This window comes from Tautonia rosea (genome assembly GCF_012958305.1).
GTDB classification, from domain to species: Bacteria; Planctomycetota; Planctomycetia; order Isosphaerales; family Isosphaeraceae; genus Tautonia; species Tautonia rosea.
In genome coordinates this window covers 77,032-94,418 of record NZ_JABBYO010000011.1, presented here as the reverse complement: position 1 = coordinate 94,418, position 17,387 = coordinate 77,032, and the positions used below count along the sequence as shown (strand labels likewise).

Below are 17,387 nucleotides of genomic sequence, written 5' to 3'. Positions count from 1 at the left end.
CGTTTCCATTCTCAATTGATGCGTTTTGGGTGGCCCCGATTGGCAAGCAATCGGGGCGGCGAAGCCGCATGAGGCCGCGGGGGGCCGCACCGCAGCCTCTCGTCGCTCCGCAACCCCGGTTGGCGAGCAACCGGGGCCACCCAGGGTCACAGGGCGACACACCATTGAAGGGTGGACACGGTCCTACGCAAGCGACGTTGCAAAGGTCCTGGCCCCGTTCGCAGGGTGTGTCGGAATCCGATCTCACGTTTAGAATAGGCAAGGCCGCCGCTCCGGTCCACCTGGGCACCAGGGGATCGGAGCGGCGGCCGAGCGGATCAACGGGGGGCCGAAGCATCGGGAGGCCGGGCGAAGGAGGCGATCAGCCTTCCTCGCCCGCGTCGCCGATCGGGCCGAGCATGTCGAGGGCGTCGAACGGGTCGAGCATCGGGTCGAGCTCGGCGCCTTCGAGCAGTTCGGCGAAGGGCATGTCCTCGGGGACCTCGCGGCCGGCCTGGCGGAGGGCCTCGACGTAGCGGAGGACCGCCTGGCCGGTGTCCTTGCGGTTCAGGTCGTCATCGCGGTAGGTCGGGAAGTTGTCGAGGACCGACTTCCAGAGGTCGAGCCCCTCGCGGTAGGTGTCGGCCGCCGTCGGGAAGTCGGCGTTGAGGTAGGCGAGGTAGCCTTCGTAGAAAAGCTGTCGGGCGCGGACGCCTTCGGGCTCTCGCTCGGCTCGGCAGCGCTCGATCCAGTAGCGGAAGTTGTTCTGGTTGGCCCAGCGGTCGGTCCAGGCCATCTTGTTGTCGGTCAGGCGCTCGGCCTCGTCGAGCGTGACCTCGCGGATGTCCTTGTCCTCGTATCGGCTGAGCAGATCGGCCCAGTAATCGGTGTCGGTCCGGTACTGTTCGATCAAGGCGGGTTCGAGCACGTCGCCGATGCGGATCGGCTGGGCGACGAGTTCGCCCTGAATGCGGAGGGCGTTGGGAGAGCGGAACTCGTAGTCTCCGAACTTCAGCCATTCCGTTTCGGCCAGGTCCCACTCGCCTCGGGCCCGTTCGCCGAACTGGGCGGGGACGTTGACCTTGCTGCGCTTCTCCAGGGCCGCGGCGTAGCGGGTCTGGGCGTGGGCGGCCATGGTGCGGAAGGCCAGGTCGCCGGGACGTCCTTTGCGGTTTTCGACGGGGTCGACGAACTCGACGGGGGTTTCCAGCTCGGTGGCGAGGCGCTGGAAGTCGTCGGCGCGGTCGACGGCCAGCTCGAACCAGCCGCGGGAGACCTTGAAGTTATCGTCGTAGATGCGGTTGTCGACGGGGTCGGTGCGGAAGTCCTCGTCCACATCTTCATGGAAGAGCTGGCGGAGGATGATCGACTCGTCAGCGAAGCCGACCTTGTGGTAGTAGGTCCAGGCGGTGTCCCAGACGAGGTCGGGGCTCTTGGGGTTGTTGGTCACGCCTTCGCGGAGGAAGTTGATGCCGTTTTTGATCCAGATGTATTTATCCGCTGGGTCGTCCCACTCGACCGAGACGTTGTAGGCGAGGTTCCAGCCCTGGAAGGTCCAGATGGAGAGGAAGTGGGGCTGGAGCTTGGTGATCAGGTCGACTCGGGTTTTGAGCTGGTCCCACTCCTGCAGGCGCTGGAGTTCCTGGGCCTGCATCCAGAGGGCGTTGGCGACGACGCCTCGGAAGCCGCCGATCATGGCCAGCTTGAGCATGAAGCTTCCGGCGTTGACCTCGCCGAGGGTGGCCTCGCCCAGGTCCCGCCGACTTTTCTCGCCTTGCAGCCACTGGCCGTAGGGGACCATGACGGCGAAGAGTCCGATGATCAACGAGCCATAGAGAATTTGTTTGGCCCGGATGGAGAGCGTACTCATGCGGCCACCTCGCGATTTTTCAGGATGAAATAGCCGGCGATCGAGAAGGGAAGGGCGTAGGCCAGGGCCAGCAGGATGTTCGCCCCCAGGGTTTGCCACTGGATGGCGAAGCCGTCGGCCACGAGGTTCGAGAGGTCCATGGCCGAGAAGTTCGGCACGATGAAGATCAACAACGACATGATCGGCACGACGATCGCGTCGAGCGACTTGGCCAGGATCACGCCGAGGGTTGCATCAAGATCCGCCATCTGGTTTTGGTGCGAGATCATGCGGATCAAGGACTCGAACGGCCCACCGCCGGTCATCTGGCCGCTGGCCAGTTGACTGAGGATCGGGAAGAAAACTTCGCCGGCGACGAAGAAGAAGACGGTAATCAAGAGGGCGACCGGCCAGCTGAGGAAGGTGCCGGCCCAGACGCCGATGGCGGTCAGGACCATGGCTTGCAGCCAGATCCCGGCCAGTCCCTTCAGGTAGTTGACCAGGAACGAGCCCTGGCTGGCGACGATGAACAGGTCGTTTTCGGCCATGCCGAGGTACTGGGTCGGGCTCAGGCACTGGACCTGGATCGTCAGGTAACCCCGGCTGCCGACGAGCATCGAGGCCGGGAAGGACCACTTGTTGGTGTAGTACTCCCGGACGTCGAAGGTGTCGCTGTAAACCAGTTCCGGAATCAAGGGGTTGGCCCGTCCGGCGAATTCCTGAGCCAGGGGGTCGAAGATCAACGGGGTTGGCTGAGGATCGCCCGGGAACATCGGGGCCTCGCTGGAGAACGGGTGGACGACCTGAATCGACGCATAGACCGGCTCGCCGGGGCGTCCCTTGGTGGTCCGATAAACGGTGAAGGTCATCTGCACGGGAACATCGGGCGATCGCAGGGCCGCGGCCTCTTCGAGGAGCCGATCGGCCTCGGCATCGTCTGTGGCGGCCTGAGCCTGGTCCATCAGCTCGACGTAGCGGCCGACGAGTTCCTGGTACTGCTGATTGAGGCTCCCGCGCTGTTCCTCGTTGCGAGTAATACGAGCGTTGATGCGTGAGAGTTCGCTCGGCTCGGCCCCTTGCTTTTGCCCCTCCAGCTCCATGCGCTCGTAGGCCAGGTCGTAGATGCGGTTGGCGAGGTCTTCCACCGTTCCGGAGACGAGCAGGAGGTTCAGGGGAACGGGTTTCGACTGGGTCGGGAAGGGCAAGCCGGGCCGGTTCGGGAAGAGGCGGTCGACCGGGTGCGGGAGGTTCTCGCCAAAGAGCCAGGAGGCCTCGGCCTGGGTGGCTCCTTCGACGAAGCTGCGGATTTCCAGCTCCTGGCCGACGTCAATCCCCTTGATCCTCGGCTCGCCGACCGAGTCGATGAAGGTCAACGACCCGTCGATCGGCAGCCGGGCCGACATGCGGGTCTCCAACTGATCGAGCTGCGAGGACAGCTGCGTGGCCCGGTTCGTCAGACCCACTTCGCGAGCCTCGGCGATCTCGGCCCGAAGCTCCTCGATCCGGCCTCCGACGTTACGGTCGAGGTAGATCAGGCTGATGCCACCGAGGGCGAGGATCAACACCGTGACGACCGCCATGAAGCCGAACATCCGGCCCCAGACGACTTCCAGACGGCGGACCGGCTTGGTGACGATCGTGTAAATCGTCTGAAAGCGGATGTCGTTGGGCAGCGAGATGGGGGTAAGAATCGCCACCATGATCGTCAGCAAGATTGACGACAAAAGCATCAAGGTGCCGACGTAGAGGCGGCTCAGCTCGGCCTGCCGGAGTGCATCGGGAGGCTGGAGGAACCAGTGGGTGAAGGCGAGGATCAAGAGGAAGATCACCAGCACGGCCCAGGGGATGCGCGTCTTGCGGAACGACTCGACCCAGCTGAATTTGCCCATTGCAAAGAGTCGTCGGGGGCGCACCCGGGCGACCTCGCCGATGACCAGCAGGGTGATCCGCAGCAGGACGACGAAACCCATGTAGGTCAGGGCCATCTGCACGGCCAGCAAGGTCAGGGCCACCACGCCGGAGGGGGTCAGGGCTCCCTGGGCATCGACCATCGCCGTGTTGGGAGCCATGCCCAGCCCTGGCCCGAAGAGCTGCACCGAGCTTTTCGGCAAGCTCAGGGCCACGGCCACGGCGAAGAACAGGGCCAGGTGAATCCCGGCCAGCACCAGCATGTCTCCCACGCTTCGCTGCCGGAGAATGCCGGACCAGAGCACCACCTCAAGCCAAAGCAACCCGACGCCGAGGCAGATCAGGCCCACCAGCGACGAGACCGAGACGCCAGCCAACTGGATGTCGGGCAACTGTCCCGAGCCCTGAGCCACCCGGACAAAGATACTGCCGATGCCAACGAGGATGGCAAGCAGCAAGGCCAGGTCGATGGGCCGGGCGCCGCCGATCGTCACCTTCGGCCGCCGCCGACCGCGTAACGATGAGAGGACCCAGGCCCCGATCCAGCCGAGCAAACCAGCCAGCGAGATTACCTTGGCCCAGCTCAGCAGCGGACCCCACCAGACCGGCACCGTGGCCCGAGGGTCGCCGATCAAGAGAATCCAGTATTGCCAGGGGGCCATCTGGTCGGCTACGGCGACCGCGGGAGCCACCATCGGGGCACCGTCGCCACCGGCTCCGGGAGCGGCGGGGGCTGGGGCGGGGGCACCAGAGGCCTCGTCGGTGACAATCGCCTGGGCCGGCAGGGTGGACGAACCCGGCGGGGCGTCGGGGGCGGCCTGATCGCCGCCGGCCTGTGCCCAGCAAAGCATCAGGAGAAAACTCAGCGCAGACATCGCTCGGGGAGACTCCAGAAGCGGATAAAGGACGGGAATGAAGGGAAACAATCGCCGCGAGGCCCGTGATGAGCCCTTGAGGGAGCGTGTCGTGGTCGTCCACCTCGGTGGACGACCACGACGATCGACTCAGGACCCCTTGGCCGCAGTCTCCGGAGCGGCGGGGGCGCCGTCTCCCGCGGCCGAGGCGGGCATGCCGGGGCGGTCGCCCACCCGTCGGCGGCCAGGGTGCAGGTCACTCTCGCGGACGATCCGCAGGAAGAGCTCTTCGAGCGTGGTCGTCGGGTGATCGACGGCCAGAACCTCGCCGCCGTGTCGCTTGATGATCGCCTCGATTTCGGGCAGTGCGGCCGGGGGCAGGTCCTTGGTCTTGATCTGGGTGACGTCCTGCACGGTCAAGAGGTCGCGGACCTCGCCCAGCTCCTTCAGCTCGCCGCGGTGCAAAATGGCGATCCGGTCGCAGATGTCCTGCATGTCGGCCAGCAAGTGGCCGGAGAGGATGATCGTCTTGCCGCGCTCGCGAAGCTCTCGGATGCGGTCCTTGATCTCGGAGGTGCCGATCGGGTCGAGGCCCGAGGTCGGCTCGTCGAGCAGGATCATCTCCGGGTCGTTGATGAGTGCCTGGGCCAGACCGATCCGGCGCTGCATGCCCTTGGAGTATTCGCGAATCTGCCGGTGCTTGGCGGCGGTCAGGCCGACCATGTCGATCAGTTGATCGACCCGCTTTTTTCGCTCGCTCGGGCTGATTTTGAACAAGCGGCCGTAGAAGTGGAGCGTTTCTTCGGCGTTGAGGAACTTGTAGAGGTACGACTCTTCGGGCAGGTAGCCAAGCCGCTCGTTCTTGGCGACATTGGTGGCCGACTCGCCGAAGAGGAAGGCCTCTCCTTCGGTCGGGAAGAGGAGGCCAAGCAAGAGCTTGATTGTCGTGGTTTTGCCCGAGCCGTTGGGGCCGAGCAGGCCAAAGATTTCCCCTCGGTGAACCTTCAGGTCCAGGGCCTTGAGGGCCAGCACCTTCGGGCGCCCCCAGAAATCGCGGTAGACCTTGGTCAGGTTCCGGGTCTCGATGATGACGTCGGAGTTCATCGCCAGGCGCCCTGCATGCTGGATGAGTTCGAAAAAACGAAAAGAAAATGCGAGCGAAGGGCTCAGCCCGACCCGAGTGAAACGGGGTCAAGGGCGTTGCGACTTCAAAAGCAGACGACGGATCGATGCGATTGCGATCACGGAAGAATCCGATCAGACGTTCCCGCGTTGACCCTTCCGGCCGAATGACCGAAGCGATTGCGCTCGCCCCGAGATCGGAGCGCAGAGCGATCGGAGCGGGAGGAGTTTGCGGCTTCTACGACCGAGGCCGGACTTCGGTTCGATCGCCTCAAAAAGAGACGACCTTGACGGGTCTGGATCAGTCACGCCACCATCATCCCCCGTCGAGGGGCCTTTGTGCAAGGTCATCGCCCACTTGACCTACCGACAAACCCGAACAGTCCGATCGACCCGCCCGGCTCGCCACAGCCGCGGCCGCTTTTTTTCCAACGAGCGGCCGGAACGATCGCTAAAGTTTCGGGGTTGCGGGATCGTTGCGGAAAAGGCGGCCGGGAGTGGCTGGGGCGTCCTGGCGTTGTTGGTTGGAGCGAGTCTCTCTTTTGAAGACTCGACCCCCCCGTCCTTTGCAGGTGTCACCCATGTCCCTGCACCGAACACGGGGACGGAACCCGTGCCACCCGAAAACCTGTGCCATCCGGCTGGGGCGCGACGACCCCGCACGAAACGCGAAGTCGCACCCGTTTCCCTTCCGGATCGCATGGAGCGCTCTTCAATAGGGTGACTCGACGGGTCCGGCGAACCCTTTCGGAACCGGCATTGCTCCAGAAGTCGGCACTCGGGTTTGGCCCAATCGGCAGGCGTTGTCGCAAGTTAAGAATTGGACTAAGATGAATGTCTTCGTGCAGCTCGATCGGCCCGTTCGGGTCATCGGCTGCCGGTCGAGACGCCGCGCCCGACCCCAGGTGGACCCGATCCGTGCCCAGGATGCTGTGCCCCCGAATCGGCCGACGGCGTGTGATCGCGGCCCCGGTTATCCTTTTGGCCGTGCTGTTGGCTCCCCTGGTCGTGTTCGGCCAGGCCGAGGAAATGCCTGCTGCCGCTGCCGAGGAATCGACCGGAGGCTTCGACACGTCGTTTCTGAAGCTGATGATCACCTCGACCGGGCCGATCGGCGTGGTCTTGCTCTTGATGTCGTTCTATCTGGTGGCGCTGGTCGTCTGGATGTACTTCGAGTACCGCCGGGGGGTGGCGATTCCCGAGCGTCTGACCCGCGACCTGAACACACAACTGATGCAACGGCAGTACTCGACGGCCTTCGAGATCGTCAACAGCGATCGGTCGTTCCTGGGTCGGGTGCTTTCGGCCGGCGTCCGCAAGCTGCCCAACGGCCAGCCGGCGGCCTTGCGGTCGATGCAGATGGTCAACGACGACGTGACGATGGAGATGGAGCACCGCACGGCCTATCTGGCCACCGTCGGCACGCTTGGCCCGCTGATCGGCCTGTTTGGCACGGTCTACGGCATGATCATCGCCTTCCGGGCCATGTCAGCCGAGGGGCAGCCCGAGGCCAGCCTGCTGGCCGGCGGCATCTCGACGGCCCTCTTCGCCACCCTGCTCGGCATCGGCGTGGCCATTCCGGCGATCACCTTCTACGCCATCTTTCGCAATCGGATTGCCCGGCTCTCGCTTGAGGTCGAGCTGGCGGCCGAGTCCCTTCTGGAGCAGTTTGCATCGGGGGTTCGATCGCCCCATCCTCTGGCCGTCGCGCCCAGCACCGGAGCCATGCCGATGCCTCCGCCGAGTAGCCCGACGAACCCGCCTCGGACCCCGCTCGGCGGGCCTTCGCCCTCGCGAGACGACTGATTCACGCGGTTCTATTGTTCACGCGCGGCGCTCTTTTTTTTTCGTGATCAGGCCGGTCAAGCCCCATGCCGAGACGCGACCCCGAAGGCGACCCGTACCGCCTGGAAATGAACCTGACGCCGCTGCTCGACGTCGTCTTGCAGCTCATCACGTTCTTCATGATGCTCGTCCACTTCGGCACACAGATTGAAACGGCTGATCGCGAGGTCCGCTTGCCCGTCGCCCCGGCCGCCTTGCCGGGAGCATTGGCCAGCGATGATCGCCTGGTGGTCGTCATCGACGCTGCCGGACGCCTGATCGCCGGCAACCGCGAGCGCAGCGGTGCCGAGGCCCAGGAGTGGTGGACCGAGCAGGCCGCCCGACGCTTCCGGGGGGCCTCGCTGCTCGGGGAATCGCTCGATGAGCTGACCACCCAGGTCATTATTCGGGCCGATCGCGACGCCCCGTTCGGCGCGGTTCGGTCGAGCCTGGCCACGGCCCAGCGCTCCGGGTTCGCCCGGTTCAGCCTGGTCGTCATGATGGAGGAGGCGCGGCCATGACCATGCTCGGACCCGACACCGCCCCCCACACGAGATGGAAGAAGTCTCCCGAGCACATCGTCGAGTTTCCGGTCGCGCCGATGCTCGACATGTCCTTCCAGCTCCTCGCCTTCTTCATCCTCACCTTCCAGGCCCCGAGCGGTGAGACGCGGATTGACCTGTACCTGCCCGCGACCCCGGCGGCGTTGGTGGCCGCTCCCGACGCATCAGAAGGAAGCCCGCGTCCCGGATCGGCCGCCTCGATGCCCGACCTGGAGACCGACCTGCTCGTCCGGGCCGAGGCCGACGAGCTGGGCGACCTCGTCTCGTTGACCCTCCAGGGGGCTCCCGTTCCCGATCCGGCGGCCCTCCGCGACCGGCTCCGCCGCTATCGCGAGCAACTGGCCGGCGAGCCGGTGAAGGTCCGGCTCGAAGCCGACGACCGCCTCCGCTACGAGGAGGCGGCGCGGATCATCGGCTCCTGCTCGGCCGCAGGGGTCGACTCGGTCCGCCTGGCCGGTCCGGCCGCCGATCCGGCAGGGGGGGGCTTGCCATGATCGCGCGCCGCTCCGCGCTTCGGCGATCGCTCGGCTTCGCCTGCGGGGGGGTGCGGTTGCTGCTGCTGTTGCTGGTAATCGGCCTGGCCGGATCGCCCCTCGCGGCCGCTCCGAATCAGGTTGGGGACGATCCGCTCACGCTGGCCGACCTCGACGCCTACCGCAAGGCCCTGCAACCCGTCGAGCCGGGCGCGGCCGACCCGATGCCCGTGACCTTCGCCGACCTTTGGGAGCGTCCCGACGACTGGCTCGGCCGCCGGGTCATCATTGAAGGTCGCGCCGCCCGACGTTTCCGACAGGGGGCGATTGGCGAGTATCCGCCGCTGGTCGAGCTCTGGATCGCCTCGAAGACCGGCAACCCGACCTGTCTCGTCTACGCCGAGCCCGAGGGGGGCGACCCGACCCCTCTCGGCGGAACCGTTCGCTTTACCGGGACCTATCACAAGCGAGTACGCTACGAGGCGGCCGACGAACCGAGGCTGGCCCCGTTGCTCGTCGGTCCGGAGCCTCCGGAAGTGATCCGAGGCCCCGCCCGGGGCCGCTGGCAGCCGATCGGCCCGTTCCGAGAGATCGACTGGCTGGTCGGCCTGATCGTGGCTGCGGCCGTGATTTCGGTGATCGTCCGTCAGTTCCTCACGCGTCCTCGACCGCGGCGACGGCTCCGAGACGCGATCGACGGCCCGCCTCCGGAGTTCCTCGACGGCCCGGCTGAAGCCGATTCGGGTCCTCACCTGGAGTCCCCAACGGGATCGGACGGCCGACGATCGGACCCCGACCGAGGAGGACCGCGCCATGCCTCTTGAACTCGGCCGATCCCCCCTGACCGATTTGCGGGCCTTGCTCGGCTCGGCGGCCTTTCACGGGGCCATCCTGATTGTCTGCTCGCTGTTCGTCTTGCAGGCCGTTTTGCCCCGAGGCGCCTCGGACGAGGAACCGCCCGGCCTGGTCGGCGAAATCGGGCCGGTCGACAACCGAGCCTCGGGGGTCGCTCCCGGAGGAGGGCCGGGGGACCTGGGAGGCACCCTGACCCCCGAGCAGATGGAACGGCTCGGCGCGATGGTCGACGTGCAGGCGACGACCATGACCGATCCCGACGCCGTGGCCGATTCCCTGATCGACGAGATTCTGGCCGTGCCGACCGCGGCGTCTCCGAATGACGGTGCCGAGCCCTTGCCCTTGCCCACGATGCCCGGCGTCGGGGTCTTGCCCGGCCCGGGCACCGGCGGCGGCGGCGGAGACGGCGGCGGCTCCGGAGGAGGCCAGGGGCAGGGCATTGGTGCCGGGACCGAGTTCTTCGGTGCGAAGGAACGGGCCACATCGTTCGTCTACGTCATCGACCGATCGGCCAGCATGACTAACCGCAGCTCGATCGACATGGCCAAGCGCGAACTGCTCGCCAGCCTTCGCCGATTGCCCGACGACGCCCGATTCGGCGTTGTCTTCTACAACGAACGGGCCACGCCGTTTCTCGACGCGACCGGACGCCCCCGGATGATGCCGGCCGATTCGGCGAACAAGGCCCGGTTCGAGTCGAGACTTTCCGACATTCCCGCCGACGGCGGCACGAATCACGTCGACGCCCTGATGGCCGCCTACGCCATGCAGCCCGAGGTCATCTTTTTTCTGACCGACGCCGACGACATGACCGACCGCGAGGCCGAGCTGCTCATCCGAGCCGCCGGCCCGATCCGCGTGCAGGCCATTGAGTTCGGCATCGGCCCCGACTCCGGGCTGTCGGTCCCGTTGCGCACCCTGGCCAATGCGACCGGAGGGGGATACCGGTACATCAACGTCATGACCTTCGCCGCGCAACGATTCTCTCGCGATTGATCCCAACCGGCTCGGCTCGCGGCCGATCGACCCCGACCCGTCGACTGGAAAAAATGGAGAGAATCGGGCATCGTCCGAGAGAATTCGTTGGCTCGATCCCCCCGCCACGTCGTATCATGATCGGGAACACGTCACGACCTGATCCGTAGGGTGGCGATACACCAGGGCTTGACGCCGACCGAGGTCTGATGGCCGCTTCCGAAGCCGACATGCTGTTGATCGCCCAGATTCGTGAGGGCGATATGCGCGCCTGGCAGGTGCTCATCGAGCGCTACGAGGGGCGGTTGCTCGCCTTTGTCGATAGCCGATTGCACGACCGGGCGACCAGCGAGGACGTGGTGCAGGAGACCTTCATCGGCTTCCTGACCAGCCTGCCAAACTTCGACGACCGCCGCGATCTGGAGGCCTACCTCTTCTCGATCGCCGCCCACAAGCTGACCGACCAGCTCCGTCGCCAGGGGCGTCGGCCGATCGACCAGTTCGGCTCCGACGACCACGGCCGACCCCTCGAAGAAGTCGCCGGCCCCGCCCGAGCGGCCAGCAGCATCGCCCGAAGCTCTGAACGCCGAGACGCCGAGGAACGCCTGTTGACCGAAGCCCTAGGGCAGATCATCGCGGACTGGCAAGCCAAGGGGGATTTCAACCGCTTGCGCTGCCTGGAACTCTTGATCGTCAAGGGGTGGGCCAACAAGGACGTCGCCACCCATCTTGACCTGACCGAACAGGCCGTCGCCAGCTACAAGTTCCAGACCATCAGCCGCCTGAAAGAAATGGCCCGCCGCGCCGGCATGAGCCTTGGCGGTCTGGACTGATTGATTGAACGGACCGGAACGGAACCCTAGCCTCATGGCCGACCCCGCCCCCCCCGCCATCGACGATGAGACGCTCCGGGCCTACCTGGCCGAATCCCTCTCGGGTGCCGAGATGGCCCGCGTCGAGCGGGCGTTGCGCGGCTCGGCCTCGCTCCGGCAACGCCTCGAAGACGTCCGCCAGGACCGCCCCGAAAGCGCCATCCACACCCTGGGCGCCATCTGGCGGCGGGCTCGGCTTTCCTGCCCGTCGCGAGAGGACCTGGGCAGCTACCTGATCGAGGCGCTTGATCCCGATTATCACGACTACATCACGTTTCATCTCGATGTCATCGAGTGCCCCTTCTGCCGGGCGAACCTCGACGACCTTCGCGGCCAGTTCGCGGCCGATGCCCCGACGTCTCAGACCCGCCAGCGCCGCTACTTCCAGTCGAGCCGTCACCTGCTCAGCGGTGATGAGGATTGATCGTGCGCTGCGCTGAGTGATCGCCCTCCCTCACGTTCTGCTTCGCTTCGAGGAACGGCACCGATGCGAGATGCTCGATTCGTTGTCATGGCGCTGTTTGCCATGCTTGCCGTCAGTGGCTCGGTCGGCTCAGGTATCGTCCCTGGACAGGAGGCGAGGGACGAGGGATCGTACGCGCCGATGCCCTGGCATCTGGTCGATATGTGGTGGGATCTTCATGCGCCCATGCCCTTTGAGAGCCTGGCGGTGGACGTGGCGATCAGCGACGACGTTCCCGCCTCGGTCAACCTTTACATCGCTCCGATCGGACTTGGTCACCTGGGAGACACCCCCTTTTACGGCGGCATCCAGACCCAGGCCGACGGCTACACCCGAGACGATCAGCGACTCCGACGCATTGGCCCCGGCTTCCTGTTCTCGATGTGGGGCGAGCGCAGGCTCGACGCGATTCGACCCTCTGCCGGGGGCCTGCTTCAGAGTTCCGGGCACGAGGGTGATTTTATCAGCGTCCGACGCCCCCATGCCTGGTCAAAAGGGACGTATACCTATCGCCTCGTCCGCATGGATCGCGAGGAGATCGACGGCGCTCCCTTCACCTGGGTCGGGGCGTTCGTTTACTCGCATGAGCGTCACGAGAACATTTTCATCGGTGCTTTGCGTGTGCCGGGAGAGAACCTCGTCCTGAAGCCTTCGATCGCCAACTTCGTCGAGATTTACGGGCCTCTCCGTCCCGTCTCCGAGATCCCGGAGTTGACGGTCACCTTCGGGCCTCCCGTGATCAACGGCCGGCCGGCTCCGCTCCGGAGGGCGACGGCTGTCTATCCGAACGGAGTTCCCGACGTCGCCGACGCGGTGGCGAAGGACGGCTCGATCGTGATCACCGTAGGCCGTCCCGTGGCCAATCGCGAGGCGCGGCAGGTGGTTCTGATCGATGGGGAACAAAAAGGCACGCCTTGATCCGTCTCGCGTCGTCTTCAACGGAAGGGCACCCCGGACACCGTGATTGAGTCCGGGGCGCGGGTCAACTGTGTCGATCAATCAGCAATTGATCGTGCGTTTGTCCACGGCCAGGGCGGCTTCCTTGAGCGTCTCGGAGAGGGTCGGGTGGCCGTGGCAGATGCGGGCGATGTCCTCGGCGCTGCCGGCGAACTCCATGACGGCGACCGCCTCGGCGATCATATCCGAGGCCCTCGGCCCGATGATATGCACGCCGAGCACGCGGTCGGTCTTGGCATCGGCCAGCACCTTGACGATGCCGTCCTTCTCGTCCATCGCCTTGGCCCTGCCGTTGGCGACGAAGGGGGCCTTGCCCACGCGGTAGTCGATCCCCTTTTCCTTGACCTGTTCCTCGGTCAGGCCGACGCTGGCGATCTCGGGCCAGGTGTAGATGACGCTCGGGATCGTCTCGTAATTGATGTGCCCCGGCTTGCCGGCGAGGAGTTCCGCAAAGGCGACCCCTTCCTCCTCGGCCTTGTGCGCGAGCATCGGCCCGCTGACGATGTCGCCCAGGGCGTAGATCGAGGGGACGGTGGTGCGGAAGTGCGCGTCGATCGTCACCTTGCCCGCCTTCGGGTCGTGCTCGACCCCGACCGCGTCCAGGCCGAGCCCGTCGAGATAGCCGCGTCGGCCGACCGAGACAAGTACCTTGTCGCAGTCGAACGTCAGCGTCTTGCCGTCCTTGGTCTCGGCCGAGAGAGTGGCCTTGCCGTTCTTGACCTCGGCGCCGGTCACCTTCGTTTCGAGCTGGAACTCAAGTCCTTGCTTTTGCAAGATCTTGTACAATTGATTGCCCAGCTCGTGATCGACGATCGGGACGATTCGGGGCAAGAACTCGATGACCGTGACCTTCGCCCCGAGCCGCTTCCAGACCGATCCCAGCTCCAGGCCGATGTATCCGCCGCCAACCACGACCAGATGCTCCGGCACCTGCTCGAAGGCCAACGCCTCGGTCGAGCCGACGATCGTCTGGCCGTCGAACTTGAGGAAGGGCAACTCGATCGGCTCGCTCCCGGTCGCCAGCAGAATCGCGTTGGTTTCCAGGGTCCGCTCGCCGCCGTCATTCAATGTGACGTGAACTGCGTTCGGGCCGGCGACCTTGCCGAACCCATAGACAGGTTCAATCTTGTTTTTGCGAAAGAGACCGCCGACCCCCTGGGTCAGCTCCTTCACCACCTGATCCTTGCGGCCCATCATTGCGCCGAGGTCGAGGCCGACGCCATCGACCTTGATCCCGTGCCGGGAAAAGCGGTGAGTGGCCAGCTCGTATAGCTCGCTCGAATCGAGAAGTGCCTTGCTCGGAATGCATCCGACGTTCAGGCAGGTCCCGCCGAGCGTCGGCCGTTTCTCGATGCAGGCGACCTTCATGCCGAGCTGCGCCGCCCGGATCGCGGCCACATAGCCGCCCGGTCCCGCGCCGATGACAACCAAGTCGTAACGGTCCGACACTGCTGGTCCTTTCTCGAAGTAGGCGGTAGGCAGTAGGCAGTAGGCAGTAGGCAGTAGGCAGTAGGCAGTAGGCAGTAGGCAGTCGGCAGAAAAGGCGGAAGGCAGGAGACGGAGGGGAGAACACGGTTGGCCGATCGAACGTGGCGGGTTCGTGGCAATCTGGATCGCCGAGTCTCCCGCGCTCCGTGTCCCCTTCCCACTGCCTACCGCCTCCTGCCTCCTGCCCTCAGATCTCAAGCATCATGCGTTCCGGGTTTTCGATGCATTCCTTGATGCGAACGAGGAAGCTGACGGCTTCTCGGCCGTCGATGATTCGGTGGTCGTAGGAGAGGGCGAGGTACATCATCGGTCGGATGACGACCTGATCGCCGACGGCAATCGGGCGCTTCTGGATCGAGTGCATGCCGAGGATGCCGCTCTGCGGCGGGTTGAGGATCGGCGTCGAGAGCAACGAGCCGAAAACGCCGCCGTTGGTAATCGTGAAGGTGCCCCCTTGCAGGTCGTCCACCGCGATCTTGTTCTCGCGGGCCTTCTTGCCGAACCCGGCGATCGTCTGTTCGATTCCGGCGAACGACAGGGTGTCGCAATCACGGATCACCGGCACCATCAGGCCCCGCTCGGTGCTGACGGCCACGCCGATGTCATAGTAATTGTTGTAAACAATTTCGTTTCCATCGATCTGAGCGTTCACCGCCGGAAAGGCCTTGAGCGCCTCGACCGTCGCCTTGACGAAGAAGGACATGAAGCCGAGGTTGACCCCGTGCTTCTCCTTGTAGGCGTCTTTATATTTGCCTCTCAGGGCCATGACGGCCGACATGTCGGCCTCGTTGAAGGTCGTCAGGATCGCGGCTGTCTGCTGGGCGTGCACCAGGCGTTGGGCGATCTTCTGACGGATGAGCGGCAGCCGCTGGCGCGTTTGCCGGCCGGTCCTCGGCGCGGCCGACGGGGCAGGGGCGGACGGTGCGGCGGCCGGAGCAGGGGCCGATCCGCGCGACTCAACCGCGCCGATCACGTCTCCCTTGGTGATCCGACCCCCTCGGCCGCTCCCTTCGACGCTGGCCAGGTCCACCTTCTCCTCCTCGGCCAGGCGGCGCGCCGAGGGGGACGGCGTGCCCGCCATCGGGCCGTTGCCGCTCGAAGACGGGGCAGGGGAGGGGGAGGGGGCCGCCTCGGCCTTCGCAGGCTCGGCGGTCTTCACGGCCTCGGGGGCCTTGGCGGCCTTCGGGGCCTCGGTGGGGGTGCCGGAGGGGTCGATCGTGCCGACGGTCGAGCCGACCTCGACGGTCTCGCCTTCGGGAACACTGATCTTCAAGACGCCGTCGGCCGGGGCGGGCACTTCGGTGCTGGCCTTGTCGGTCTCGACCTCGAACAGGGGCTCGCCCGACTTGATCTGCGCGCCGTCCGGCTTCAGCCAGCGCGACAGGATCCCCTCGGTGACGGACTCGCCGGCGCTCGGCACTTTGATCTCGACTGCTGCCATCGCGGGAAGACTCGGTTCGAGGGCCTCCCGAATCCCATCGCCGGGCCGGGGCGCACGGAGGGGGAGGCCGGTGCGGTTCGATTGCAAGGTGTTTTGGTTCAAGCAGTTCGATCCGATCGGGCGAGGCTCGATCCGATCGCTTCGGCCGGCTTTGGCAGGGCTCGGCCGAGACACCCGGCGCGTGCGGCGATCGACCGCCCTCGTCGAGCGTACCACACCCAGCATACCAGAAATGATCCCGTGCGGGAGACACCCCCCGGCCGTTTCGAGAAACCGCCGAGCGATCAACCGGGACGCGTCCTCAGGTCGAAGGTCCGCTCGACCTCCGCCGGAGCGACCCGCCAGGGCAGATCGGCCCGCTCCCGGACGAGTTCGAGGGACTCGACCGTCACCGTCCCCCCGTATCGCGCCTCGATGCGAATGGCCCCGCTCAGGGTCGCCCGGAGCGGGTCATCGGCGTCGGGCTGGACGCGAAACCCCTTCTCGGGACGCAGTTCCAGGTGATCGAGGTATCGCCAGACGACATCCGGCCCCTGGGTGCCCTTGTCTCCGGTACTGGCCTTCAGCACGACCTTGCCGTGGAGGGCAATGTCGAACTGAACGAGCCGAAGCGCCGTCCCCGTCGCCCGGCCCTCGTGCCCGATGCCGACGAGGATCACCCCCACGACCACTCCTCCCCAGCCCATCAACCGGCGTCGATCCCGCATGAGCGTGCTCCTCAACCATCGTCTCGGACGATCCGCGGCCTCCGCATTCGTCCGTCCCCGTCCCGGGGCGGTCGGAGGTGGCACCTGTCATTCAACGATCCGAAGGCCGGGAATCTTGGAAGGAATTCCGGAGCAAATTTCAGACAGCCCGATCAGGATGAGCCCGGATCGGCCGTCGTCCCGACGATCGAGAGGGCGACCCGGGAGACCGCGTCGACGACCGCCGGGCGATCGCAAGCGTAAAGGTCGGCGCCGCTGAAGGGATTGAGTTCCAGGAGATGGAGATCGCCGTCCGCCTCGCAAACGTCCAGCACCGATACCTCCTGCGGGAGTTCCAGATCCCGGGCAATCTGTCCCGCAAAGCGTCGAGGGGCGCCGTTCGGGTCGTCGGCGGTTGCGATCCGGCCGTCGGCCTCGTAGGAGTTCCCGGCCACGACGTCGCGACCGACCACCACATACCGCCACTCCCGCTCGACCTGCCGGACCGGCGCGACGACGACGGGCAGCGTTTCGTCATCGAAGTAAAAGCCGTGATCAAACGCCCGCAGGGAGAGCCCGTCTTGCCTCACAACCCGGCCGCTGAACGGCTTCAGCGGGCTGTCGGGGCGGACGAAGACCGCGTCAGGATGTCCGAGAGGGGCGAGGACCGAACCGGGATCGTCGACGAGTTGATTCAACGCGACAACGACCCACCGGCGATGCAAGAGCCAGCGGCTCGCCTTCGGATACCAGCGTGAGCAGCGGAACGCCTCGGCGTCGCAGAACGCCCCCGGCTGCCAGGGCAAGCCGCGGGCGATCGCGTCCGCATTGCCCAGGCTTCCGTGGAAGATCACGGCCCGGCCCCTGAGCGAGGGCCATCCCCCTTGCCGGAGCCAATCATCCTCCCAGATCACGACCCCGGCCCCGATCCCGAGAACCGCGTCGCGCATCGCCTCGTAGGATCTGGGGAAGACGCCCGGCTCCAGCACCCAGGTCACGCTGTCCCCTACGAGCTCTGCCATGACCACGCGATGCGCCTTTCGATCGGCGGGATGGCTGGGTTCGAGACTCCCCCAGC

General features: G+C 65.8%; 15 protein-coding genes. 8 read left to right on the top strand and 7 right to left on the bottom strand.

The window, feature by feature from the left end; all coding sequences use genetic code 11:
- Positions 1–361: 361 nt before the first annotated feature.
- The 3 genes from HG800_RS19160 to HG800_RS19150 form a co-directional block, all read right to left on the bottom strand.
- Positions 362–1,849 carry a hypothetical protein gene (locus HG800_RS19160; RefSeq protein ID WP_169978430.1) on the bottom strand — a complete coding sequence of 496 codons (1,488 nt, stop codon included), beginning with the start codon at positions 1,847–1,849 and terminating at the stop codon, positions 362–364.
- A complete protein-coding gene (locus tag HG800_RS19155; RefSeq protein WP_169978427.1) occupies positions 1,846–4,611 on the bottom strand; it encodes an ABC transporter permease in 2,766 nt (921 codons plus the stop codon). The genes HG800_RS19160 and HG800_RS19155 overlap by 4 nt, the downstream gene beginning before the upstream one ends.
- Before the next feature lie 129 nt (positions 4,612–4,740).
- Positions 4,741–5,694 (bottom strand): ABC transporter ATP-binding protein, encoded by a 954-nt coding sequence (locus HG800_RS19150; RefSeq protein WP_169978424.1) that lies wholly within the window; start codon positions 5,692–5,694, stop codon positions 4,741–4,743.
- A gap of 945 nt (positions 5,695–6,639) precedes the next feature.
- On the opposite strand from HG800_RS19150, the gene HG800_RS19145 reads away from it, so the two are divergent.
- The 8 genes from HG800_RS19145 (at position 6,640) to HG800_RS19110 (ending at position 12,655) form a co-directional block, all read left to right on the top strand.
- Positions 6,640–7,518: a MotA/TolQ/ExbB proton channel family protein gene (locus tag HG800_RS19145; RefSeq protein WP_235963814.1), complete on the top strand. Its 879-nt coding sequence runs from the start codon at positions 6,640–6,642 to the stop codon at positions 7,516–7,518.
- A 65-nt stretch (positions 7,519–7,583) separates the two neighbouring features.
- Positions 7,584–8,057, top strand: a complete 474-nt coding sequence (locus HG800_RS19140; protein WP_169978422.1) for an ExbD/TolR family protein — start codon at positions 7,584–7,586, stop codon at positions 8,055–8,057.
- Positions 8,054–8,593: an ExbD/TolR family protein gene (locus HG800_RS19135; protein ID WP_235963802.1), complete on the top strand. Its 540-nt coding sequence runs from the start codon at positions 8,054–8,056 to the stop codon at positions 8,591–8,593. Before HG800_RS19140 ends, HG800_RS19135 begins: the two co-directional genes overlap by 4 nt.
- On the top strand, positions 8,590–9,396 hold the full coding sequence (locus HG800_RS19130) for a hypothetical protein (RefSeq protein ID WP_169978420.1): 807 nt from the start codon (positions 8,590–8,592) through the stop codon (positions 9,394–9,396). Before HG800_RS19135 ends, HG800_RS19130 begins: the two co-directional genes overlap by 4 nt.
- Positions 9,386–10,423 carry a vWA domain-containing protein gene (locus HG800_RS19125; RefSeq protein WP_169978419.1) on the top strand — a complete coding sequence of 346 codons (1,038 nt, stop codon included), beginning with the start codon at positions 9,386–9,388 and terminating at the stop codon, positions 10,421–10,423. Before HG800_RS19130 ends, HG800_RS19125 begins: the two co-directional genes overlap by 11 nt.
- Before the next feature lie 188 nt (positions 10,424–10,611).
- Positions 10,612–11,235, top strand: a complete 624-nt coding sequence (locus HG800_RS19120) for an RNA polymerase sigma factor (RefSeq protein ID WP_169978417.1) — start codon at positions 10,612–10,614, stop codon at positions 11,233–11,235.
- 34 nt (positions 11,236–11,269) lie between these two features.
- Complete coding sequence (locus HG800_RS19115) at positions 11,270–11,698, top strand: hypothetical protein (RefSeq protein ID WP_169978415.1); 429 nt, start codon at positions 11,270–11,272, stop codon at positions 11,696–11,698.
- A gap of 63 nt (positions 11,699–11,761) precedes the next feature.
- Positions 11,762–12,655 carry a DUF3472 domain-containing protein gene (locus HG800_RS19110; RefSeq protein ID WP_169978413.1) on the top strand — a complete coding sequence of 298 codons (894 nt, stop codon included), beginning with the start codon at positions 11,762–11,764 and terminating at the stop codon, positions 12,653–12,655.
- An 81-nt stretch (positions 12,656–12,736) separates the two neighbouring features.
- On the opposite strand, the gene lpdA is transcribed toward HG800_RS19110, so the two are convergent.
- The 4 genes from lpdA to HG800_RS19090 all read right to left on the bottom strand — a co-directional run bounded on the left by lpdA (position 12,737) and on the right by HG800_RS19090 (position 17,331).
- A complete protein-coding gene (lpdA, locus tag HG800_RS19105) occupies positions 12,737–14,143 on the bottom strand; it encodes a dihydrolipoyl dehydrogenase (RefSeq protein ID WP_169978411.1) in 1,407 nt (468 codons plus the stop codon).
- Between the two features lie 226 nt (positions 14,144–14,369).
- Entirely contained in the window at positions 14,370–15,623 is a 1,254-nt protein-coding gene (gene odhB, locus HG800_RS19100) for a 2-oxoglutarate dehydrogenase complex dihydrolipoyllysine-residue succinyltransferase (protein WP_169978409.1), read from the bottom strand.
- A gap of 284 nt (positions 15,624–15,907) precedes the next feature.
- Positions 15,908–16,330 (bottom strand): hypothetical protein, encoded by a 423-nt coding sequence (locus tag HG800_RS19095; RefSeq protein ID WP_169978407.1) that lies wholly within the window; start codon positions 16,328–16,330, stop codon positions 15,908–15,910.
- A gap of 152 nt (positions 16,331–16,482) precedes the next feature.
- Positions 16,483–17,331 (bottom strand): ATP-grasp domain-containing protein, encoded by an 849-nt coding sequence (locus HG800_RS19090; protein WP_169978405.1) that lies wholly within the window; start codon positions 17,329–17,331, stop codon positions 16,483–16,485.
- Between the last annotated feature and the right edge of the window lie 56 nt (positions 17,332–17,387).